This window comes from Eubacterium sp. AF16-48 (genome assembly GCF_003479405.1).
GTDB lineage: Bacteria > Bacillota > Clostridia > Lachnospirales > Lachnospiraceae > Eubacterium_G > Eubacterium_G segne.
In genome coordinates this window covers 48,288-71,030 of sequence record NZ_QUHB01000011.1, presented here as the reverse complement: position 1 = coordinate 71,030, position 22,743 = coordinate 48,288, and the positions used below count along the sequence as shown (strand labels likewise).

Genomic DNA, 22,743 nt, shown 5'->3' with positions numbered 1-22,743 from the left:
TGTTGTTCTTACAAAGTATGTTGCTGTGTCTGATGATCCGAACTTAACATTTTCTGCTGTTCCGATTGGTGTTGACTCAAGTGCTGTTACATACTTACTTGTTGTTCCAACTACCATGTCATCATCTGATACGTCAAATGTTGCATTTCCTGCCTTGGTTACTGCATATATGAATCCCCAGTTCTTAACTGCCTTATTGTTGATTGTAGGTTCTACTGATCCAACCACTCTGCTTCCTCCAAGGGTTGTGCTAATCTGGTATCCTTCAATCTTTACGCTGCTGCTTATTGTTACCTTTCCTGGATCGATAACTATGTTATCAAGATCATCCGGTGTGTCAGGATTTTCAATGAGTCCTGCACTTGGTACAACAAGTGTGATGCCTGTTGAGTTATTGTTTTCGTTTACTTCATTTGGAAGACGGTTTACATCATCTACCCATGCCGTAATTGTATGTGTTCCGTTTGTTGCACTCCAGTAATTTATTCCGTTTGAACCTGAGTTACATGTAAGCTTGATTGATGCTCCTGCCTTAAGTCCGCTTGAATATGTGTCACACCATCTGATGTCTGATGTGTTTCCGTCTACCTGTAACTGGTATCCGATTACTGTTCCTGCAGGAATGTCTGTATCTCCCGCATTCATTACTGTTGCCGTAAATACTAACTGGTCTCCTGCGTTTACTGTATTCTTGTCATATTCAATGTCTGTTACCACAAGGTCGTATCCTCCTGTAACTCTTGTTACATTGGCTGACTTTCTTCCTACATTGAATTTCTTTGTTACTGAGCTCTGTGAATCTCCTGTTGCAGTTGCCACTACTGTATGTCCGCCGTATCCTGCTGTCCATGTTGTTGTGGCTGTTACTTTAACTGTTTCTCCTGCCTTGAGTCCACCTGTATATGCTTCATTCTTAACTGTTGTGCTTCCGTCTATTACTGCCTTGAATCCGATTGCCTGACCTGCAGGAATGTCATCTCCTGTGTTGTTGTAAAGCAATGCTGTAAACTTAACTGCGTCACCTTCCTTAAGGTCTGATGAGCCTGATGCATTCTCCCATGCAAGTCCCTCTACTGAAAGCTCATACTTAACTTCCGGTGCCTTTGTTGTTGGTTCCGGTGCCTTTGTTGTTGGAGCTTCTGTCGGTTTCTGTGTCGGTGCTACCGTAGGTGCCTGTGTTGGAGCCTCTGTCGGCTTCTGTGTCGGTGCTACTGTAGGTGCCTGTGTAGGTTCCGGTGTCTTTGTTGTTGTTTCTTCTCCATCTGATAAATCAGGAAGTGTATCTGTAAGCCATGCCTGTTCAATTGATACTGCTCCTGCTTCTCCTGTTGCTCCTGTATGAACATGGAATGCCGAGAAGAATGATGGTGATACACCTGTTGCACCTAAATCTACTACAACTGTCTTTGTAGCTGAGCTATCATCAAATGATGTTCCTGCTACTGTCTTAAATGGTTTATTTGTTCCATCATCATTCTGATTTGAATCAAACCAATATACTGCTGTAGGTGGGTTTGCATTATCACCTAATCTCATTGATGTAATATCACCTGAATATGTAACTACAAGATATTTCATTGATGATGAAATTGAATCTGATAAAGTTGCATATTTCTGCCATTTATAATCTGTTGTCCATGAGTAAGAACCTTCAAAACTTGTAAGTTCAACATCACCTGCACCAGGTCCTAAAGGTTTCTTTGTAGGAGCTTCTGTTGGTAATGTTTCTGACGGATCTCTTGTTGTTACTTCAGGATCTGTCTCCGGCTCTGTACCTTCTTTAACTATCTTCTGTCCGTTTGTAATGTCATAACCAGGAAAACTGTTTGCATTTGAGTTAGCTGTGTATACTCCACCACTATATGTGTAATTTCCACTGGCATCAATTCCAAATTTGTAATTTGTATTTCCAAATACACTTTCACTTGTTGGAATTGTTGGGAGATTGCTTGCATCATCACAGTAATATGGCCAATGCTTATCAGCACTCTCTGAAAGATATTTTGTTACTACGTTCTTTACAAGTAAATTCTTATATGTAATGTTTGTTCCGCTCTGTCTTACAGCAACCTCACTATGTTTGCTACATGAATAATCATCATACATCTTATCAAGACCAATACCGAATATTACTGTGTTGTTCATTGATACACCTTTACCATTAAAGTTAAATGTACGAATACCATTAGCCTGAGCATCATATATTTCATTGTTACTAAATGTTACATTATTTACTCCACCTGAAACATCAATTGCTCCAAGACTCTCGTTCCATGAATCTTTATTTGTACCTGTTCTTACAAGAACGTTATTTGCCACTTCAATTTTTGTTGTGTTGTTGAACTGGCATCCTGAAAAGTTTGTATTCATATGAATACCTGCTGCTGTAAATGTATCTCGGATGTAGTTGTTGTATACCTTATGACCTTCACCACCGTAAACAGCTATACCACCTGCTCTCCAGATAAATTCAACTGTGTTGTAGCAGAATGTGTTATTATACTCATCATCAGGCTGGAAGTCTGTTGCATTCCACATTGCAAGTCCGTCATCACCATTGTTTCTTATGTCACAATTATGAACATTTGAATCTCTTGTTCCCTGACAGAAGTTAATACCATCGGCAAAGTTATTACGAACTCTACAATTATAAATATTTAAATCACTTTCTTTGTTAATTGAATTGCTATCGTATCTTCCAATCCAGAAACCACACTCAAAATGTTCTTCCCAAACATCATGGATGCTTGTTCCCTTTGCGAACAAATCTCTAAAGCACTTGTAATTTGCCTGCTGGTCAAATCTTGAATGAAGGTTTGAATTGATGTACATATTACAGAATTCAACATTCTGACAGTAACCTGTCTTTTCACCACAGATACCACCTGAACCCATGCCTGAATTTGTAAACTGTAATTTTGTATACCACATACCTGCACCTGTAATCTTTACACCATCAGCTGCAAGAATCCATGTTTCATTCATATAATGAACACCTGATGCAAGATATAAAATCTTGTTTCCTGCTTCAGCTTTTCTGATGTAGCTTTCCATCTGTGACTGTGTATGTGTTCCTGCAGGTACTACTGTTGCTCCACTTGGTGCGCTAATGTAATCTGTATATTCAACTTCAATGAAATCGATTCCAAGTGTGTAGTCTCCTGTATTTGTAATAGTAATTGTGCTTCCACCTGTTAATGGTTCGCTAAGTCTAAAATGTACTTCATCAAAGGCAAATGCAGGTGTACCATTACTATTGTTAGCATCAACAGGATGTCCACTTGGGAAATACTGCCATGCATAGTCTGATGTAACCTTTACCTCACTGCTTGATAAATATGTATTATATCTCTTTGATGAATCTTCATTGTCGTAACCCTGTACAGATGCACCATTGCTTGTCTTTACTGAGAACTTGCTCTGAAGTCCAAGTGGCTTTCTTGCACCGTCGCTTCCGCCGCTTCCGTCAGGCAATGTGTATCTTACGTTGACACCGTCTCCTCCACGTCCTGTTTTAATAGTCCATGTAATTGACTGACCTTTTCCCAATTCAACATATGACTGGTTTGATGCCTGGCTGGCAATGTTAGATCTGTCCCAATCTAATGATTCTTTCTTTGTTCCTGTATAGTTATCCTGATAAGATACTGTTCCTTCGTCCATTGCAGCTAAATTCTTTGCATTGTTTGTGTAAGAATTTTCAATTGCCGCAGGGCTTGTGTCGTATCTGAAATATGGCATCTTAGCGCCTACCTGCCATTCAGTATTGTTCTGTGCAGCTTCTAATCTTGACTGTGCAGCCGGAACACTGGCTGTATTAGTAGCCGGTGCTGCTTCAACTGTATTAGGTGATAAATTGAAAAAATTACCTGATACAGGCTGAACTACCATTGCCGCTGTCAATGAAAGTGCTACAATTTTTTTGATTAACTTTCTCATATATACTTCTTCCTTTCTTTAAATTTCCCCACTTCTGCTAAGTTTAACGTTAAACTTAGCTTATCACGTATTTGGGCTTTAGTCAATTTGTTTAAAACTAATTTTTTCAACAGATTTTTGTTTATTTTTTTGTGTATTTTGTACAAAAATAGAGAGTAACACCTATTGTTACCCTCTATATTATGCATAAAAACGTTATTAACTATTTTATTTTTATATCTATTTTCCCATCAGTGCATTGCTAAGCATTGCAAATTCTTCTAAAGTCAGCTTCTCGCCTCTTATGTTTTCGTCCTTTCCTATAGCTTTTATGGCACCTGCAATCTGTTCCCTGGTAAAGTCAAGTTCCGAAGAGTTCTTAAGACCATTAACTAAAGTCTTTCTTCTCTGATTAAATGAAGCCCTTATTATTCTAAACATAAGCCCCTCATCTGCTACTGAAACTACCTGCTGTGTATGTCTTGTAAGCTTAATTACTGCGGAATCAACATTAGGTCTTGGCATAAAACAGTTTGCCGATACATTAAGCACAACTTTCGCATGTGCATAATACTGTACTGCTAAAGACAACGCTCCGTAGTCCTTACTTCCGGGGCCTGTCTGCATTCTGTCTGCCACCTCTTTTTGAACCATAATTGTAATGCTGTCTATTGGAACCTTACTTTCAAACAATCCCATAATAATAGGTGTTGTTATATAATATGGAAGGTTTGCCACGACTTTTATGGGTTTTCCACCGTTTTTTTCTTCTGCCAATGATTTTATGTCAACCTTTAATACATCCTCATTTATAACTTCAACATTATCATATTCAGATAATGTATCCTTCAAAATAGGTATAAGCATCTTATCAATTTCCACTGCCACAACCTGCTTTGCCGCCTCACAGAGATACTGCGTCATGGTTCCGATTCCCGGGCCGATTTCCAAAACAAAATCATCTTTTGTAATTCCTGCTGCACTTACAATATTTTCTAATATGTTAGAATCTATAAGGAAATTCTGTCCGAATTTCTTTTGAAAGGCAAATCCGTATTTGTTTATTATCTCTTTTGTTGCTGCCGGTGTTCCAAGATACGCCATTATTTATATCCTCTTTCTTCCTATACCATATACATTTTTTGCATTTTCACATGTTATGTCAATAACCTCAGTAGGACTGATGCCCTTAATTTCAGCTATTTTATTTACAACATAAGGCAGATTAAATGAATCATTTCGCTTTCCTCTGTTAGGAACAGGTGACATATATGGGCAATCCGTTTCAATAACCATCTTATCCATTGGCATGTATTCTACCACTTCCTGAAGCTTTCTTGCATTGGAAAAAGTAACAACTCCGCCAATTCCTAAATAAAAGCCCATGTCCATAAACTGTTTCGCCATTTCCTTTGTGTATGAAAAGCAGTGAACAATTCCACCCATTTCGTCAGCCCTGTTAGCCTTCATTACATCATATGTGTCCTTAGCGGCATCACGGCTGTGAATAATAATAGGAAGCTGCGCCTCTCTCGCTATTTGCATCTGACGCTCAAAAGCTTTGATTTGCTGGTCTTTGTTTTCATTCCAATGATAATCCAATCCGATTTCTCCTACGGCAACAATCTTTGGCTTGTAAACACTGCGCTCTAACCATTCATAATCTTCTTCAGTTAAATCAGCCACATCATCCGGATGCACTCCAAGGGCTCCATATACATAAGTAAACCTTCTTGTAAGTCCTATGGTAGTCTTACATGAATGAATGGATGCTCCCACATTTACTATGTATTCAACCCCTCTGTTTCTCATACGTTCTAAAATCTGTTCACGATCATCATCAAATGCCTCATCATCATAATGAGCATGTGTATCAAAAATCATATTTCCTCCAACTTTTCCTTCATAAATGCTGACGGTAAAATGCACAATCCCACTCCCTAAGGAATGGGATTTTACATAACTTATAAAGTTTCTCTTTATATTTTAGCAGATTTCACTTCCACTTACTATATCTTTATCTACTGTTACTACTGAAAGATTTCCCTCATCATCCCCGGCTGCAAGTATCATTCCCTGAGACTCAACACCGCAAAGCTTACAAGGCTTTAAGTTTGTAATAACAGCAACCTTCTTTCCTACCATTTCTTCCGGCTTATAATATTTAGCTATTCCGGATACTATCTGGCGGGTTTCTGCTCCAATCTTAATCTGGGAAACAAGAAGCTTTTTAGCCTTTGGAACCGGCTCACACTTAATTACCTCACCTACCTGAATCTGAACCTTGTCAAAATCATCAATTGTAATCTCAGGTTTAGCCTCTACTTCCGGATATTTTTCTCCTTCAGTATCTTTTTTCCGGGCTGCCTTAATTTCTTCAACTTTTTCCATAACGTCCTTTATGTCCATTCTGGCAAATAAAATTTCCGGCTTTTCAGTAACCTTATTACCTGATTTGTATTTGCCAAATTCTTCCATATCGTCAAAAGCTCTTGCTTCTGCGTTAATCTGCTGAAGAATTTTCTTTGATGTTTCAGGCATAAATGGCTCTAAAAGGCTTGCGCCAATATTAATACCTTCAATTAAATTGTAAAGCACTGTTGCAAGTCTGTCCTTCTTGTCTTCTTCCTTTGCCAGTGCCCAAGGCATTGTTTCATCAATATATTTATTACATCTCTTAAATAATGCAAAAATTTCAGTAATTGCATCTGCAACTCTAAGTTTATCCATTTTTTCAGCTGCCTTTTTAGGTGCTGCAAGAACAGTTTCCTTAAAGTCTGCGTCTACATCATCGCTAACCCCTTTATTTTCAACAACTCCATTAAAATACTTATTTGACATGGAAATTGTTCTGTTTACAAGATTTCCCAATGTATTTGCCAGGTCAGAGTTCATTCTCTCAACCATAAGCTCCCATGTTATTGTTCCATCGTTGTCAAAAGGCATTTCGTGAAGAACAAAATATCTTACCGCATCAACTCCAAATAAGTTAGCCAAATCATCAGCGTAAATAACATTTCCCTTTGACTTACTCATTTTTCCGTCTCCCTGTAATAACCAAGGATGTCCGAAAATCTGCTTTGGAAGAGGAACGTCAAGAGCCATAAGCATTATCGGCCAGTAAATTGTATGGAAACGGAGAATATCCTTGCCAATAAGATGTAAATCTGCCGGCCAGTATTTGTTATATAACTCATCATTGTTTCCGTCTACGTCGTATCCAAGTCCTGTAATGTAGTTTGATAAAGCATCTATCCAAACATAGATAACGTGCTTTGGATCAAAGTCAACAGGTACTCCCCACTTAAATGAAGTTCTAGATACACACAAATCCTGTAATCCCGGAAGAAGGAAGTTGTTCATCATTTCATTCTTTCTGGATTCCGGCTGTATAAATTCAGGATGTGTATTAATATGTTCAATAAGTCTGTCTGCGTACTTGCTCATTCTAAAGAAGTATGCCTCTTCCTTCGCCGGTGTACACTCCCTTCCACAGTCAGGGCATTTGCCGTCTACTAACTGTGATTCCGTGAAAAATGACTCACAAGGTGTGCAGTACATTCCCTCATAATATCCTTTGTAAATATCACCCTGGTCATAAAGCTTCTTAAAAATTTTCTGAACCTGTTTCTCGTGATATTCATCTGTTGTTCTTATAAATTTGTCATATGATGTTCCTACAAGATCCCAGATTGTTTTGATTTCTCCTGAAACTTTATCAACAAATTCCTTTGGAGTAACTCCGGCTTCTGCTGCCTTTAACTCAATTTTCTGTCCATGCTCATCTGTTCCTGTCTGGAATCTTACGTCATATCCCTGCTGTCTTTTGAAACGTACAATGCTGTCTGCCAAAATTGCCTCGTAAGTATTTCCAATATGAGGCTTGCCTGATGTGTACGCAATTGCTGTTGTTAAATAAAATGTTTTCTTTGCCATCTTTTTTCTCCTTATATTTATTATCTGCTATTTTTTGCAATTATTAACATGTTTGTGAAACCTTTATTTAATATAATGTAAGTATTACTGCCACCATGCTTACACAAATAAAAATAACTCCCATCTTTTTTTGCAAAGACGAGAGTTCAAACTTCGTGGTACCACTTTACTTCATATAAAGATGTTGTATCTTTATATCTCATTTGCGCTGTAACGGGTGCAACCGTCAATAGCTACTTTCAGAAATGGAATATATCCCATCTGTTTCACCATTGCTGCTCCAGGGCCATGTTCAGTAGTTTCTCTCACTGCCCGCTTCCACCTTACCGGGCTCTCTTTAAGCGAATCCGCTACCTACTCTTCCTTTCGTGGCATTTGTCTTCTGCTCATAATTCTATTATTTTATGGGCATTTTGTCAACAAAATATCATTAGGTGGGAATGGTATAATTATCACCTTAAAAATGGCGGGCTCCGCTACCGGAAACCCGCCTATTAGAAAGAGATTGTGAATTAGCAATTTGCCATTGTTTTTCCTTCTCCTGTAATTGACTCAAAGTCTTTGTTAAATGCGTCGATTGCTGCGTCGATTGCTGCATTTTTAATAAGACCTTCAATTACGTCTGTTGCTACTGTAGATGCCCCTATTCCATATTTAGTAAGTTCAAGTACCTGCTGTGAATTCTTGAAGCTTGCTGCAAGAACTTCACATGGAAGATTGTTATTTTCAAAAATATCCTGAATATCCATAGCTACCTGAACGCCGTTATATCCAAAGTTATCAATTCTATTAATGTACGGTGCTGTATATTTTGCACCGGCTTTTGCTGCTAAAAATGCCTGCATTGGTGTGTAAATAGCTGTTGCTGTAATGTTTACTCCCTCTGCTGCTAAAGCCTTCATTGCCTTAAGTCCCTGTGGTGTTGTAGGAACCTTTACAAATGTATTTTCTCCTAATTTTTCTCTAATTACTTTAGCTTCTTCAATCATGCCTTCTGCATCTTTTGAAACTACCTGAACATGAAGTTCTCCGTCTTTTCCAACGATTTCCCTCAGTTCTGAGAGAACCTCATACGGATTTCTTCCACTTTTAGCCAAAATAGACGGATTAGTTGTAACACCATCACAAGGATATAATTCCCAAACTTTTTTTACCTTCTCAATGTTTGCGTCATCAATAATTAACTTCATCTTTTTTACCTCCAAAATTCTCTCTTTCTATATTTAATTAACCACCGTTAATTATTTACTTATACTTCTAAATACTTATATTTCCAATATAAGATTTTTCACGCCATTGTCTGTGGCAATTTTTCCAAATGCTCTCATCTGGTCATCGCTGTATAACGGCGGATTGTTTTCAAAACAAAATTCCTTATCCACCATGTCATACTTTGCCTGTGCCAATGGATTGTAATTTAAAATCTCGTATTTTACTTCCGGGTACAAACCGCTTATAAACTTTGCAATTCCTGCAATATTTTCTTCAGTCGCAGTCATGCCGGGTATTAGTGGTGTTCTTATTATAACATTTTCTTTCTTTTCTGACATAAGCAGCCACTTCAAATTTTGCACTATCCTAGTGTTATCTACGCCCGTATACTTTTTATGAAGGTTGCTATCCATTATTTTTAGGTCTGCGTATACATAGTCAATATACTTCATGGCTTCCTTATATATAGGCATAGGAATATGAGATGCCGTCTCAATGGTAGTAGTTATGTTTTTTTCTTTTAAACCTTTTAATATTTCAATGGCAAACTCATGTTGAAACAACGGCTCACCACCGGACAGGGTAACTCCACCACCATATTTAAAAAACGGTGCATCCTTACAGGCTTCCTCCACTACCTCCTGAGATGTCATTTCCCTGGAATCCATGGTTAGTGCCACCGACGGACAACTGTCAATTATATAATGCCAGTTCTCCACCTTGGAAACATCAAGCTTTATCTTTCCGTCAACTTCCGTTACACCACCGTTTTCCGCCAAATGCACACATGTATTACAATGTATGCATTTATTTGGGAAATACAGAGGTCTTTGTTTAATTGAAATCCCCTCAGGGTTCTGACACCAGACACAGTTTAAGGTACATCCCTTAAGAAAAACCGTTGTCCTGATGCCATGTCCGTCATGGGTAGAAAATCTCTTAAAATCGAAAACGTAACCTTTCAAATTCACATCATCACTTTCTTAAATTTAAATATCGTCATAACTTGTTCTGGCAATAATTTCATCCTGAAGTTCTCCCGCCAGTTCCACAAAGTATGCAGTATATCCTGCAACACGGACTGTAAGGTTTCTGTACTGCTCCGGATTCTTCTTAGCCGCCAACAAATCTTCTTTTCTTACAACATTAAACTGTATATGAGGTATCTCCAAATCCACAAAAGTTCTTAACATCTTAGCGAATTTGTCGATTCCATTTTCAGTTTTGAAAAATTCCGGTAAAAACTTCATATTAAGAAGTCCTCCGTTAGTAGTCCAGCTCTTATCTAACCTTGACACTGACTTAAGAACCGCTGTCGGTCCATGTTCATCACGTCCGTAAACCGGTGACATACCTCCATCAGCTAACGGTGTCTTAGAATATCTTCCATCAGGAGAGGCTCCCACATTTTCACCCATTGGTACATGAGCTGAAACAGTATACATTCCTGTATGATATTTTCCGCCTCTGTAATTGGCAAACTTTCCAATTCTTTCACGGAAATATTTTGCCCATTTTGCTCCAAGATTATCAACCCACTCAACATCGTTTCCGTATTTAGGGACCTTGTTAAGAAGCATTGTTCTTAAAATCTCGTCACCTTCATAATTGTTCTCAAGTGCCTTAAGAAGTCTTTCCTTTGACACCTTTTTCTCGTCATACACCATCTGCTTAATTGCCGCAAGGCTGTCTGCCAGATTTGCTACCTGTATCATCTGAATGCCCGATAAATTGTACTTTGCACCGCCTCGTGTAACGTCAATTCCTTTATCCATACAGTTATTAATAACCGATGACAAAAATGGTGTCGGAAGAAGATCCATGTGTGCCTGCTCAACCTGCTCACATGCCTTTATCATCTTATCCATAAAGTAGTCTATGTTCTGTCTGAAGGCTTCTTCCAAATCTTCAAAAGTTTCATATGTTGTTAGATTTCCTCTATCCGGTGCCAGCTGTTTTCCTGTTATGAGGCATTTGCCACCTGTCAAAGTAAGTTCTAATGCCTTATTTAAGTTAAACATTGCTGCATCTGACCATCCCAGATTATCTCCCTGAGTAGTAAGTTCAACACAACCTACAATTGCATAATTTCTTGCATCCTTTTCTTCAATGCCTAAATCCTTTATCATAGCCGGGATAACCGCCTTATCATTAAAGAACTGCGGCATACCGCTTCCAAGAGAAACAACCTTTATGGCTGCCTTCAATAATTTGTCACTGGTTTTTTCACAAAGTCTTACTGAAAGATTTGGCTGTGGCAAACCGATATGTTCCTGAGATTTCAGGAATAAATAAGAAAGTTCATTTTCATATGGCTCTCCATTTTCATCCTGACCACCTACCGCAATGTTAAATCCAATAGGGAATCCCGCAAAGAATTTAGCACTGTTTGAGTTCCTCATATATACAATTTCATTAAATTTAAGCCAAAGGCTTTCTATAATTTCCAATATATCCTGGTCACTAACACCATTTTCTCTGTCATGTTTATAATAAGGATACATATAAACGTCCATTCTTCCCGGTGAAAATGATGATGCATTTGATTCCATCTGCAGGATTACAAATAAGAACCACAATGACTGCGCTGCCTCGTGAAAAGTAACCGGCGGTCTTTCTGCAATGTTTTTACAGATTTCAGCCACTGTCTTCATGTTATCTGCCCACTTCGGATTTTCCTTAGCTTCCTCTAATAACAAATAATGATATCTCATAATGAAGTTAATAGCTCCGTCCATAACAGTTACAACACTCTTATAGAAAAGCTTCTTTTCTTCATCTGTTTCTTCATCTAAATGTTTCTGTGCCTCTGCCTTAAGACCTGCCGGACCTTTCTTAAGCCATCCTTCGCAATCAGGATTAATGTGTCCCTGTGCATGATCTTTCTGATTTATTTTTGCTACCTTTGATATTTCATCAATCTCTTTTCCGTAGCGTGCCTTAAGCACATCCTCTAATGATTTTCCCTGCCAATAAGGATATATTACTTCTCTGAAATATTTAATATCTTCTTCATGAACATTAAACTTGTCCTGTGGTCTGGTTGGAAGAGTTTCAAATTCCTTATCTACCCATGTGCTGCCGCTTTCCGGGAAAACCACTCCGTATCTCACACCGGCTGTTCTGTTTCCCACAATCAGTTCTTCCGGTTCAATGCTAATACCTATCTTTTCTAAGCAGTTCTTAAGTGAGTACGCTCTCTGCATAATACGTGGCTCACCTTCATGTGCTTTATATGTGTCTGTAATAATCTTTGCCTGTTCAATAGATGCATATCTTGGAACCGAGAGCATTCTATTCTTTAATGTTTCAATTCTGTCTGTTTTAACTAAACAACTCAACATATCCACCTCCTTCATCTCTATGGTTTCATTTTATAACGGGATATATGTAAAGTCAACGATTTTTTTATTATTTTTTATTACTTTTTATTGTTTCTTATTGTTTTCAATATGTAATGGTGATTTTAAGGGCTAAAATAAGCTTTTAAGTTATCATATTGTGGTGGGAATTAGTCCATAAGTTATGAAAAAACTCCGGCGGATATGAATACATGAAATTTAAAATTATAATGGATAATTCTTGTAAAATAAGCCGTTTCATATGTTAAATATACCCAAACACTTCCTCACATTACTGTGTAACCAACACGATTACCATAAAAATAAAGAAAATTAACGATGCCTTGGTAATTCCACATGTGCTCGCACCGATTTGAGCTAAGAAACTACCTTAGATATAAGGCATTACGTAATATTAGGGTAATTTGATGTCAAAAAAAGCCTGACTGGATTTTTTTCCAATCAGACTTCTTTATTTAAATATTCCTTTTATATACTATTCCACATGCTATTCTTCAAACTTCCACATACTACTCCTGAAAGCTTTGTCCTATATCTACAGGTTTCTGAACATCTTTAAATTGCTGCTCTTTTACTAACTTTTTCTTGATAGAATCCAGCTTGGTATTCCAATTCTGTGCCAATTGTTCTTCTGTAAATTCGTCCTGATGTGCATTATTATAATCATTTTCAAGGCTCTTAACATATTTCTGAATAGGCAGTTGTTTCTGATAAACCATATATTCATAATCCCAATATTCATCTTCTGAACCAAAACCTTTTAACACTGAATTAAGCTGTTCCTTATTCTCCGGTTTGTTAAGTTCCTCTTTTAGACTGTCAACATATTCCTTCTTTTATTAACTTTCAATCCTTTTGTTGTAAACGCAACCTTTTTGTTGTAAACGCTATTCACTACCTAATTTATTGTATGTAAATTTTTATATTCGTATTTTTTTAGTTCATTAAATACCTTCGTACGCATTCTTGTACTGACAGGTATTTTCGACTTCCTCCCCATCTGCAAATTGTTCATACCGTACATTTTGTATGTTATAATTTTTTCTACATAGTTTTTCAATTTTATCTCTCATCTGCTCTTCATCAGATGGTTACAAGTTGAATGAACAATTCTAAACTTGGATATTGACCCTCGTTTTCAATAGCTTGTAGATGTCTTGGGTCGTAATCAACGATACGAGAAAGTTGTTCTCTTGTCATCCCCTGTGCAGTTCCTGCTCTCTTAATCGCTTGTCCTATAGGCATAAAATCGAAGTCGAAATCGTTGTTTCTATCGTCCATAAGCTCACCACCTTGCATTGATATAATAAATCTATTATATTTTACAGAAACGAGAACTCTTATTGAACGATTTGAAATCTCTTATAATAGGGTATTTCATATCTACATAGAAGCGATAAGAATTCAGGTTGTGAAAAATAAAATTGAAATCGTCTAATGTTAAACCAACCTTGAATCCTATTATAGAGGGCAAGATACAAAAAAAGATACAATTATATGTTATAATAAAATCAGAGGTGAACGAAGTGAATAAAATTTTAATTGTTGAAGATGCGCAGTCCATAGCCGAAATGGTTAAACTGTGTCTTTGTAAAAACGGATATATGTGTGAAATAGTGAATGATGGAATGGCTGCGACCCAAAAAATTGAAGAAAAAAGATATGATTTAATATTACTTGATATTATGTTGCCTGATATTGACGGATACGATCTAATAGAATATATCAAACAGTTTGATATACCTGTTATTTTTGTTACTGCCAAAACTTCCGTGCCTGATAGAGTAAAAGGGTTAAAACTTGGTGCTGAGGATTATATTTCAAAGCCGTTTGATTTAGAAGAATTATTGGCACGTGTAGCTACTGTACTCAGAAGATTTCATAAGACTGATAATATCCTTGAAGTTGGTAAAATCAAAATTGACACTCTGGAACGCACCGTTCTGCTAGACGGAGAACTTGTAGTTTTACCTGCCAAAGAATATGATTTATTATTGTACTTGGTACGGAATAAAAACATTGCATTATACAGAGAAACCATTTTTGAACAAGTGTGGCAAGAACCTTATCTTGGAAATACTCGTACAATAGATCTCCACATTCAAAGGTTGAAGAAAAAACTTGATTTAGGCGATGCCATTGAAACAATATATAAGGTTGGATACAAATTTAGAGCGGAGAAATTAAAATGAAATTATCATATAATTTTTTTTGCATAGCATATATCATCGTTCTCCTTGCGACGGGTGTTGGCGGGATACTTGTTATCAATAATGTAAACAATACTCTTTGGAATACGCAAGTAGAACGTGTAAAGGCCACCGTAAACTATGTAGCAGACAGTTTTTTGGCTTTCGCAGATGTTTCTTACAGCGAAATACCCGGAACGCATAAAAACAATATAGTCCGTCAAATAAAGGATTCTTTAGATAATTCCGTGGTGGAGATTGAAATACATACATCACAAAATGCAACAAGTGAATATACGGAGATTGATGACAACAAGTGTGTATCTCAGTTTATTAAAAAAGATGACCTAATCCTTATGGAATCAGTATGCAAAATTGGCACCGAAGCAGATGTTTATTATCTCGTTGTTTACTCAGATTTCACGGAAATACAAAAACAATGTGGTTTGTTTTGGAACAGTTATGGCATTGTCGTTTTCATCATATCTGTTATAAGCGGATTGTTGATACTTGCCTCAGCGAAAAAAATAACAAAACCTTTGAGTTTACTTACCAAAGTTTCGGATGAGGTCGCATTGGGCAACTATGGAAAAAAAGTTGATGTTAAAAGCTCTGATTACGAAATCACTGCTTTATCCGAAAGTTTTAATTCTATGTCATTAGCTATTGAACAAAAAATTAAAGAGATCAGAGAAGAATCGGAAAAACGTAATATCTTTGTGGCTGATTTTACTCACGAAATGAAAACTCCAATGACGGCTATCATAGGATACGCTCAAATGTTACGTTCTTACGACCTGAATACAACGGAGAAAGACCAAGCAGCGGAAGCAATATATAATGAAGCAAAGCGTCTTGAAAAACTATCATTACAATTACTGGATTTATACGTGTTTCAAAATGAGCAGATAGAAATGGAAAAACTAAATCTTTTAACCATTGGAGAACAGTTAAAAGCCACTCTAAAACACTTATCCGAAAAGTACGATGTTTTATTTTCCATTGATTTTGATGATGAAACAATATGTGCAAATGGCGTGCTTTTGCTTTCACTTCTTTATAATTTAGTTGACAATGCTTTTAAGGCATCAGAACCTCAAACTACTGTTAAAATTTATAGCAAATCATCAAATGATATTGTTCGAGTTTTTGTTGAGGACAAAGGCAGAGGTATTGCAAAGGAAAATATTAAACTTTTAACCGAACCATTTTACCGTGAGGATAAATCTCGTTCAAGAAAATTTGGTGGTGCAGGTCTTGGATTATCCTTGTGCAAAGAGATTGCAACACTCCACGGTACGGAGCTTTCTTTTGAAAGTGAAAAAGGTAATGGCACTACCGTTTCCTTTACCTTAAAAAAAGGCGGTGAAGAAGATGAATAAAGTAAAGAAAATAAGTGTGTTTTTATTATTGTTAATTATGACTGTTTGTATTGTATTCTTACCGCAGCTTATGAATGAGCAAAATGAAGAAAGATTACTGAATAAAAAAATTTACTGGGATTACAATATGCGAAACACCACGAAAATAACAAGTAATCAGGTCGCTGAACTTTATTATAATCGTGAGATAGGTATTGGTGCATATAATGATATATCTTTAGATAGAGACAATTATGAACCATCCTATATGCAAAAAAAATCATTTGAGTTATTTGAAACTTTTTTTGAAAGCGATGAATCTATTTGCGAACACATAAAAATGATAATTTCAGATGGAATAGCGAATTATTCTCAAAACAGCACTTTAGTCAAGATAGATAATCAACCTACGGCACTAAATTTTATAAATGTGGTTATAACATTGGGCGATTTCGTGCTTGAATTCAATTATGAGGAAAAAACAAAAACATTAATATCCCTTTCTTGCCCTTCTTCATCTTACTACCTAAATTATGGACAGGAAGATCCATCATTTATAAATTCATTAGAGTTAGCGGTAAAAAACTATTATGAGAATCAATTAGGACTTGACATAAATGAGTATTATTATTTAGAGGAATGGGCATGTAAGAAAGATGATATAAAAGAATATTATACAGAGTTTGGAATTTTACAGTGTCCAATCGATGTAAAAGAAAAATAAAGATGATTACAGAATATACAATTTAGATACAGATTGATACAATTTACGATACAAGCCTCCCGTATGATTTAGTTATAGATCATACGGGAGGCTTGATTTATGGAAAAATTACGATTCTATATCAAAATATAAGATTAAACCTCAAGATATTAATTGTAAAAAGAAAGGTAAGGTATGTTATGAGAATTTATATTAAAAAAATAATTAGCGTATGTATGTTGGTTATATTGGTGTCTGCTATGATGACAGGATGTTTTCCTACAACAGAAAATAAGCAAAACTCTAATTCTTCCTTATCGGGAGATAACTCATCAGGAGCAAATAATGAAAATGATGTAAGCGAATTTCCAACTTACATTGAGGATAGGGATGTTGAGAAGCTTACAATTAAAGCCAATGTAAATATTCCGGCTGATTTTGACATGAATCAAAAAGTGTCAATAGCTTCTGCAAAACCAGTGACTTGGGACAAAGAAAGCATTGTTTCCGGTATTTCAGATGGACGTCAAATTGTGGATGAATTTTCAGACGAAATGACTGGACCGGATGACCTCTTTTATTCCTATATTTTTGATGACGAATCTGATTTAACATTTTCTTTAGGGACTGTATCTTATCGCACAAAAATGGAGATTGAATACAATTACACATATTATTTCGATAATTATAAAAACTTCAAGGAAAAAGATACGCTTAAGAAAATTTTCAATAATAAAAACATAGATGGAATTGAAAAAAGCAATGCTTTAGACAATGCTAATCAAGTTATATCCTTGCTTGATATTGATGACATTCTTGGAGAAGCACAAGTCTATTCAATGGATGCTGCTACAGTAAATCAACTACAGGATGAATATGATACAAGAGATAAATATGGTGAAAAAGTTAGTAAATGGGATTACGAACAGGATGCATATCTCCTGATATATCCTGTTCTTTATCAAAATATTCCTTCGCTAAGTATTATGAACGCTACTGGTGAAAACGAATTTATATCCTCATCAAGGGTTTATTTCATTTATGGTAGAAATGGATTGATTGCATTTGAAGTGTCTGGTGTTTTTGATGTAAAAAGCACAATTCAAGATTCATATATTTGCTCTACATTAGATGTTGTTCAAAGTATTAAAAAATCTTTTGAAAATATTATTTTAGATAATGAAATCGAAATTACAATGATCAAGCTTGGATATATAGCAAGATACGATTTTGATAATATTAAAGAATGGAGAATTGAGCCTGTATGGTTTATCGACGGAAAATATGGAAAATGTAAAAACTCGTTATCTGATATCATAGATATAAAAGAGAATTTAGAAGGCCAAAATTATACCACAATAATTAGTGCGGTAAGCGGTGAAGTTATCCCTTTGGTTTCAATAGGAGGATAGTGGTTATATGAAGAGTTTGTTTGTGTCAAGCCTAAAAAGGGCATTTGTGTCAAAATGGTATATCGCTTCAATTATCACCACGGTATTCATGTGTTATGTAAGTTCTCGTGAATATATTGATGGAATTGGAACAAATTCAGTGTATACCATTGATTTGATGATTCATCTGGGAATGTTCAAAAAAGTAATGGTTTTCTTTTCTTCTATTCCTTTTGTCACAGTTTATTGTCAAGATTGCAATTCGGGTTATATAAAATCGATTATTGTGCGCAGTGGCGAAAGAAACTATGCATGGTCAAATGTAGTAGTATGTGCACTTTCCGGATTCACTTCAATATTTGTGGGAATTATGACTTATTTTGGTATGGTTTCGTTTTTCTGTCCACCACAGCCATACGAAACCCCGGATGTTTATAGCTATATAGCGTTAAACAGTCCTATTTTATATGTATTTCTAATTGTCAGTGTGTTTTCATTATACGCCACAATGTGGACAATTGTAGGACTAACCTTTTCATCGGTTCTTCCGGACAATTATGTTGCACTGGGTTCACCTTTGATTTTTGGTTATCTTTTAGAAGAAATGACACTTGGTTTACCTCCGTATTTAAATTTATATAATCTGAGCCATTGTTTTGCCGTGTTTGATAAATCACCTCTGTTGAATTGCTTTTATACAATAGGCGTATTTATTTTAATAATGGCAATATCAGGTTGTATTTTTTCACATTTTGTAAAAAGGAGGAGTAGAAATGAAATGGTTTAAATCTATTTTTTCCATAGTATTACAGAATTTTAGAAAATGGAAATACGACTGTCGAATATGGATAGCTCTATTCATTGTGTTAATTTTCATTCATTCTCTTACAAAAGGGCTTTCTGATATTTGCGATTACACAGGTGTAAAATCATCGCCGTGGATATTTCCTTTTTTATATATGCAATATTATAACAAAATGTTGTTTTTCTTCCCTTTGATTTTGATTTTCAGCAACGCTCCGTTTATTGATAAAAATCAGCTCTATGTACTTATCAGAACAGGTAGAAATAAATGGTGCATTGGTCAAATGCTTTATATTGTGGTTGCATCTGCTCTGTACTTTGCCTTTGTTATGGTGTTCTCTATTGTATTAAATTTAGATTGTATAGAGTTCACAGGAGAATGGGGCAAATTGCTCAATACACTCGCTAATACAACTATGGGGACTAAATTCCAGTTAGGATTCAGTCCTGAAAGAAATGTTATTAATATGTTCTCTCCGATTAGTGCGATGTGGTTTACATTTTTACATTCTTGGATTTCCGGAGTGATACTTGGTTTTGTAATATTTCTGTTCAATATGAAAATAAAAGGTAGCGGAACTTTTTTGGCATCATTTTTGCTTGTGTTTAGTGCGGTGGCAGCAAAACAAACTTCATTAGTAAAAATGTCTCCGGTGTCTTGGAGTACCTTGAATTATATACAATTAAAACCTAATGATGGGCTACCAAGCTATGGATATATAACTGCATTCTATATGATTATGCTGTTAGTGTTGTTTGTAATAATTCTGTACTCTTCAAAAAGATACAACTTTGATAAAGAACTAAAAAGATAATGGAGGTGGCATTATTATGTGCGTTGCAATAAAAATTGAAAATGTCAATAAATCATTTGGAGAAACAGTTGTCCTTTCAAATGTAAATATTGAGTTCGAGAAAGGTAAAGTTCACGGACTGATAGGTAGAAATGGTAGTGGTAAAACTATGCTGATGAAATGTATTTGTGGTTTTGTACCACTATCATCCGGACAGATTATGATAAATGGAAAAACATTAAAGAAAGATTTTGATATGCCGAAAGACATTGGTGTTATTATTGAAACCCCTGGTTTTTTGCCCTCATATAATGCATATAAAAATCTAAAATTTTTAGCAGACATACAAAGTAAAATATCGAAGCAAGAAATATATGACTCAATTAGCAGAGTTGGTCTTGACCCTAAAAGTAAAAAACACGTTGGAAAATATTCGCTTGGTATGCGTCAGCGTCTTGGTCTTGCACAGGCTATAATGGAAGACCCTGATATTCTTATCCTTGATGAGCCTATGAATGGTTTGGATAAAGATGGCGTTGCAGATATGAGAAATTATTTACTCGACTTAAAAGCGAGTGGAAAGACAATTTTGATAGCTTCACATTCAGCAGAAGATATTGATGTGTTGTGTGACACAGTTCACGAGATGGATAAAGGTGTGCTTACTACCATAAGGTCAGGAAAAGAATAAGATTTGATGTTTGGCAGAGAAACTTAACAATTTAATCTTGGATAGGAATGCACAGAACGCTTGGTTATAGTCACACATACCTACAATCATTCAACTTCCTCCCCCACGTCTTTCTGGTAAAACCATAGTTATGCAAACAAAAACATTTTTCAAGTGATATGTTTCGTAATTTTACGCCCTCTTTTGTGATTTTCTGGTATAAAAACAAATGGAAAACATAATGATCTGAAGTACAATTTCATATGCCACTAAACAAATTGTTATTGGTAAAGCTTCATTAATAGAACCGTTAGCGTATATCCAAATTATACATATGCACAGCAATGTGGTAATTGGATTCAATATGACTGCATACTTTCTGTACTTCATCCTGAAATGCACCGTCAAAATACAGGATATTAACTTTAATATAACAAAGATTAAAAAAATGTATTCCATATAACCACACTCTCCTTAACTAGAATTTCACTCAAGCGTAAAGAAAATATCATCATTTACAAAATATGTCAATACTTTATAATATTTTTTTTATTTCTTTTAATTTATTTTTATAATTTTTTACTGCCACATAAAATCAGGGACACCCCGAAATGTAATCCAACTTTCTAACTTATTGAACTACACCCGGGATGCCCCTTTTGAAAGATAAATTATGACACACCCATCAAAAAACAATATTTTTGTTTATCTAATCTATTTTAATAGAACAATTCCACGTTGTACTGTTGCAAGTCCTTCAGTGCTTTTTCCTCCGGTTTACTATCCATTACAATTCCTGCAAAATCACTAATATTTGCATATTTATAATTACCTTCACGGGCAAGCTTTCTCGTTTCCAACATAACGTAGGACTTGTTGCTGACATCCATTATCATCTTTTTAGTTAATGCGTCATCTGTAGCATATGTATAGACTTTATCCCTGTCAGTATCTACACCTACCGCGCCCATAAAAGCTTTATCAAAATTAAATTCCTGCACCTGCTTGTTTGTATATGAGCCAATGAAGCCATCTCTTCCCCTGTTCATCTTTCCACCAACAAACACAAAATTTGTATCTGAAGGTTGCACAAAAGAAAGCATAACATCTATCATATTACTTACAACGGTTATCTTCAGATTGGCTTCAATAATTAATTTAATCAGTTCTATATTACTGGTAGAAATATCAAGAAAAATCATATCCCCTTCTTCTATCAGTTCAAACGCCTTTTGCGCTATAAGCTGCTTTTCTTTTACATTCTTTCCCTTTCGCTGGGAAACATATATTTCATGGGTATTCACACGATTCTTAATGGCACCGCCATAAGTCTTTTTTAACAGCCCTTTTTTCTCTAACGCAGATAAATCTTTTCGAATACTGTCTTCTGTAACTTTAAATAACTCGCTTAATTCCTTAACTAATACGGAACCTTCTCTGTTTACAATTTCGACGATTTTATTTTGTCTTTCTCTTGCCAGCATAAATCCTCCTTAGTAAAATTTATACCTACTATTGTGTACCATTATTTAATTTATGTCAAATAAGTGTTCTTATATTTTTTCGCTTTTTAACCATTCCTCAATGGTAATTCCTACACCCCCATCAGCATTACCTTCTGTTGTAATAAACTTTGCTTTCTCCTTTGCCAAATCATTTCCCGTCTTTAATGCATAGGAATATCCGGCATACTCAAGCATTGTGGCATCGTTTCCTGAATCTCCGAATGCCATAATATTTTCACTATTTATTCCAAGAAAATCTGCTAACCATTTAAGTCCATTCCCCTTGTCAGCTCCCACAGCAGTTATCTCCATATTTCCTTTATATCCTGCCGAATAAACCAAATCAGGAATTTCACTTAAATCCTTCATCAAAGGTTCAATACATTCATCAGGAATATGTGAAACATTAAACTTTTCAACATTTTTAGTCCTTATAATATCCCACGGGCTGTCACATCTCTCCATTATTTTTCTGTATTCAGTTAAAAAGACTTCAGGAAGACCTTTAGCTTCAAAATAATGTTCATATGTATAATCCGTAATATAACCTGCACCATCTGCATAAATCTCATATACCAACGGATATTTTTCAAAAACACTTAATATTCTCTCTAGGGATTTAAAAGGAAGGTAGCAGCTGCAGAGAACCTTTGCGCTGTGCATGTCCACCACAGCTGCTCCGTTTGATAGTATCAAATAGTCTACGCAACCTAACAAATCGCATTCCCTTTTTGTTAATGAATATGGTCTTCCGGTGCTTACGGCTATTAATGCACCGTTTTCTTTAGCCTTTCTAAACGCATTAATATTAATTGGGGGGATTGTTAAGTGGTCATCTGCAACGAGAGTACCATCTACGTCAGTGGCTATAAGTTTGATATTCATTTTGGGCTCCAAT

18 protein-coding genes and 1 other annotated feature are annotated in these 22,743 nt (G+C 35.8%); of the genes, 7 read left to right on the top strand and 11 right to left on the bottom strand.

The annotated features are described in order from the left end of the window. The 9 genes from DWW68_RS11370 to DWW68_RS11330 form a co-directional block, all read right to left on the bottom strand. Nucleotides 1-3,939, bottom strand: a 3,939-nt coding sequence (locus DWW68_RS11370; RefSeq protein ID WP_199669484.1) for a CARDB domain-containing protein, incomplete at its 3' end; no start/stop codon positions are given. A gap of 219 nt (nt 3,940-4,158) precedes the next feature. After that, a complete protein-coding gene (gene rsmA / locus DWW68_RS11365; protein WP_118589853.1) occupies nt 4,159-5,022 on the bottom strand; it encodes a 16S rRNA (adenine(1518)-N(6)/adenine(1519)-N(6))-dimethyltransferase RsmA in 864 nt (287 codons plus the stop codon). Between the two features lie 3 nt (nt 5,023-5,025). After that, nucleotides 5,026-5,802: a TatD family hydrolase gene (locus tag DWW68_RS11360; protein ID WP_118589859.1), complete on the bottom strand. Its 777-nt coding sequence runs from the start codon at nt 5,800-5,802 to the stop codon at nt 5,026-5,028. Nucleotides 5,803-5,904: 102 nt separating this feature from the next. After that, nucleotides 5,905-7,854, bottom strand: a complete 1,950-nt coding sequence (gene metG / locus DWW68_RS11355; protein ID WP_118589852.1) for a methionine--tRNA ligase — start codon at nt 7,852-7,854, stop codon at nt 5,905-5,907. A 131-nt stretch (nt 7,855-7,985) separates the two neighbouring features. Next, nucleotides 7,986-8,233 (bottom strand) — a binding site (T-box leader). Between the two features lie 133 nt (nt 8,234-8,366). Continuing rightward, on the bottom strand, nt 8,367-9,044 hold the full coding sequence (locus DWW68_RS11350; RefSeq protein ID WP_021953521.1) for a fructose-6-phosphate aldolase: 678 nt from the start codon (nt 9,042-9,044) through the stop codon (nt 8,367-8,369). 75 nt (nt 9,045-9,119) lie between these two features. Next, the gene (locus tag DWW68_RS11345; protein WP_347497912.1) at nt 9,120-10,037 is read right to left on the bottom strand and encodes a glycyl-radical enzyme activating protein; all 918 of its coding nucleotides are present in this window, start codon (nt 10,035-10,037) and stop codon (nt 9,120-9,122) included. 18 nt (nt 10,038-10,055) lie between these two features. Next, nucleotides 10,056-12,410, bottom strand: coding sequence for a formate C-acetyltransferase/glycerol dehydratase family glycyl radical enzyme (locus tag DWW68_RS11340; protein ID WP_347497911.1), 2,355 nt, complete (start codon nt 12,408-12,410; stop codon nt 10,056-10,058). A 527-nt stretch (nt 12,411-12,937) separates the two neighbouring features. Next, nucleotides 12,938-13,195: a hypothetical protein gene (locus DWW68_RS11335; protein WP_118589851.1), complete on the bottom strand. Its 258-nt coding sequence runs from the start codon at nt 13,193-13,195 to the stop codon at nt 12,938-12,940. Nucleotides 13,196-13,511: 316 nt separating this feature from the next. Then, nucleotides 13,512-13,709 (bottom strand): helix-turn-helix transcriptional regulator, encoded by a 198-nt coding sequence (locus tag DWW68_RS11330; protein WP_243053109.1) that lies wholly within the window; start codon nt 13,707-13,709, stop codon nt 13,512-13,514. Between the two features lie 245 nt (nt 13,710-13,954). Between DWW68_RS11330 and DWW68_RS11325 the strand changes: the two genes are divergently transcribed. From DWW68_RS11325 to DWW68_RS11295, 7 genes are all read left to right on the top strand, one after another. Beyond that, nucleotides 13,955-14,620: a response regulator transcription factor gene (locus tag DWW68_RS11325; protein WP_118589850.1), complete on the top strand. Its 666-nt coding sequence runs from the start codon at nt 13,955-13,957 to the stop codon at nt 14,618-14,620. Continuing rightward, nucleotides 14,617-15,999 carry a HAMP domain-containing sensor histidine kinase gene (locus DWW68_RS11320; RefSeq protein WP_118589849.1) on the top strand — a complete coding sequence of 461 codons (1,383 nt, stop codon included), beginning with the start codon at nt 14,617-14,619 and terminating at the stop codon, nt 15,997-15,999. Before DWW68_RS11325 ends, DWW68_RS11320 begins: the two co-directional genes overlap by 4 nt. Next, nucleotides 15,992-16,702, top strand: coding sequence for a hypothetical protein (locus DWW68_RS11315; RefSeq protein WP_118589848.1), 711 nt, complete (start codon nt 15,992-15,994; stop codon nt 16,700-16,702). Before DWW68_RS11320 ends, DWW68_RS11315 begins: the two co-directional genes overlap by 8 nt. A 92-nt stretch (nt 16,703-16,794) precedes the next feature. Next, nucleotides 16,795-18,093: a hypothetical protein gene (locus tag DWW68_RS11310; protein ID WP_118589847.1), complete on the top strand. Its 1,299-nt coding sequence runs from the start codon at nt 16,795-16,797 to the stop codon at nt 18,091-18,093. A gap of 7 nt (nt 18,094-18,100) precedes the next feature. Beyond that, complete coding sequence (locus DWW68_RS11305) at nt 18,101-18,859, top strand: hypothetical protein (protein WP_118589846.1); 759 nt, start codon at nt 18,101-18,103, stop codon at nt 18,857-18,859. Further along, a complete protein-coding gene (locus DWW68_RS11300) occupies nt 18,846-19,691 on the top strand; it encodes a hypothetical protein (protein WP_118589845.1) in 846 nt (281 codons plus the stop codon). The genes DWW68_RS11305 and DWW68_RS11300 overlap by 14 nt, the downstream gene beginning before the upstream one ends. Before the next feature lie 16 nt (nt 19,692-19,707). Next, nucleotides 19,708-20,361: an ATP-binding cassette domain-containing protein gene (locus DWW68_RS11295; protein ID WP_118589844.1), complete on the top strand. Its 654-nt coding sequence runs from the start codon at nt 19,708-19,710 to the stop codon at nt 20,359-20,361. Between the two features lie 698 nt (nt 20,362-21,059). On the opposite strand, the gene DWW68_RS11285 is transcribed toward DWW68_RS11295, so the two are convergent. Continuing rightward, entirely contained in the window at nt 21,060-21,824 is a 765-nt protein-coding gene (locus tag DWW68_RS11285; RefSeq protein ID WP_118589842.1) for a DeoR/GlpR family DNA-binding transcription regulator, read from the bottom strand. 69 nt (nt 21,825-21,893) lie between these two features. Further along, entirely contained in the window at nt 21,894-22,730 is an 837-nt protein-coding gene (locus DWW68_RS11280) for an HAD family hydrolase (RefSeq protein WP_118589841.1), read from the bottom strand. Between the last annotated feature and the right edge of the window lie 13 nt (nt 22,731-22,743).

What these genes read in the sequence shown, in the direction of transcription:
- rsmA (WP_118589853.1), bottom strand. Translation starts at nt 5,022, where the DNA reads ATGGCGTATCTTGGAACACCGGCAGCAACAAAAGAGATAATAAACAAA.
- DWW68_RS11360 (WP_118589859.1), bottom strand. Translation starts at nt 5,802, where the DNA reads ATGATTTTTGATACACATGCTCATTATGATGATGAGGCATTTGATGAT.
- metG (WP_118589852.1), bottom strand. Translation starts at nt 7,854, where the DNA reads ATGGCAAAGAAAACATTTTATTTAACAACAGCAATTGCGTACACATCA.
- DWW68_RS11350 (WP_021953521.1), bottom strand. Translation starts at nt 9,044, where the DNA reads ATGAAGTTAATTATTGATGACGCAAACATTGAGAAGGTAAAAAAAGTT.
- DWW68_RS11340 (WP_347497911.1), bottom strand. Translation starts at nt 12,410, where the DNA reads ATGTTGAGTTGTTTAGTTAAAACAGACAGAATTGAAACATTAAAGAAT.
- DWW68_RS11330 (WP_243053109.1), bottom strand. Translation starts at nt 13,709, where the DNA reads ATGGACGATAGAAACAACGATTTCGACTTCGATTTTATGCCTATAGGA.
- DWW68_RS11320 (WP_118589849.1), top strand. Translation starts at nt 14,617, where the DNA reads ATGAAATTATCATATAATTTTTTTTGCATAGCATATATCATCGTTCTC.
- DWW68_RS11315 (WP_118589848.1), top strand. Translation starts at nt 15,992, where the DNA reads ATGAATAAAGTAAAGAAAATAAGTGTGTTTTTATTATTGTTAATTATG.
- DWW68_RS11305 (WP_118589846.1), top strand. Translation starts at nt 18,101, where the DNA reads ATGAAGAGTTTGTTTGTGTCAAGCCTAAAAAGGGCATTTGTGTCAAAA.
- DWW68_RS11300 (WP_118589845.1), top strand. Translation starts at nt 18,846, where the DNA reads ATGAAATGGTTTAAATCTATTTTTTCCATAGTATTACAGAATTTTAGA.
- DWW68_RS11295 (WP_118589844.1), top strand. Translation starts at nt 19,708, where the DNA reads ATGTGCGTTGCAATAAAAATTGAAAATGTCAATAAATCATTTGGAGAA.
- DWW68_RS11285 (WP_118589842.1), bottom strand. Translation starts at nt 21,824, where the DNA reads ATGCTGGCAAGAGAAAGACAAAATAAAATCGTCGAAATTGTAAACAGA.
- DWW68_RS11280 (WP_118589841.1), bottom strand. Translation starts at nt 22,730, where the DNA reads ATGAATATCAAACTTATAGCCACTGACGTAGATGGTACTCTCGTTGCA.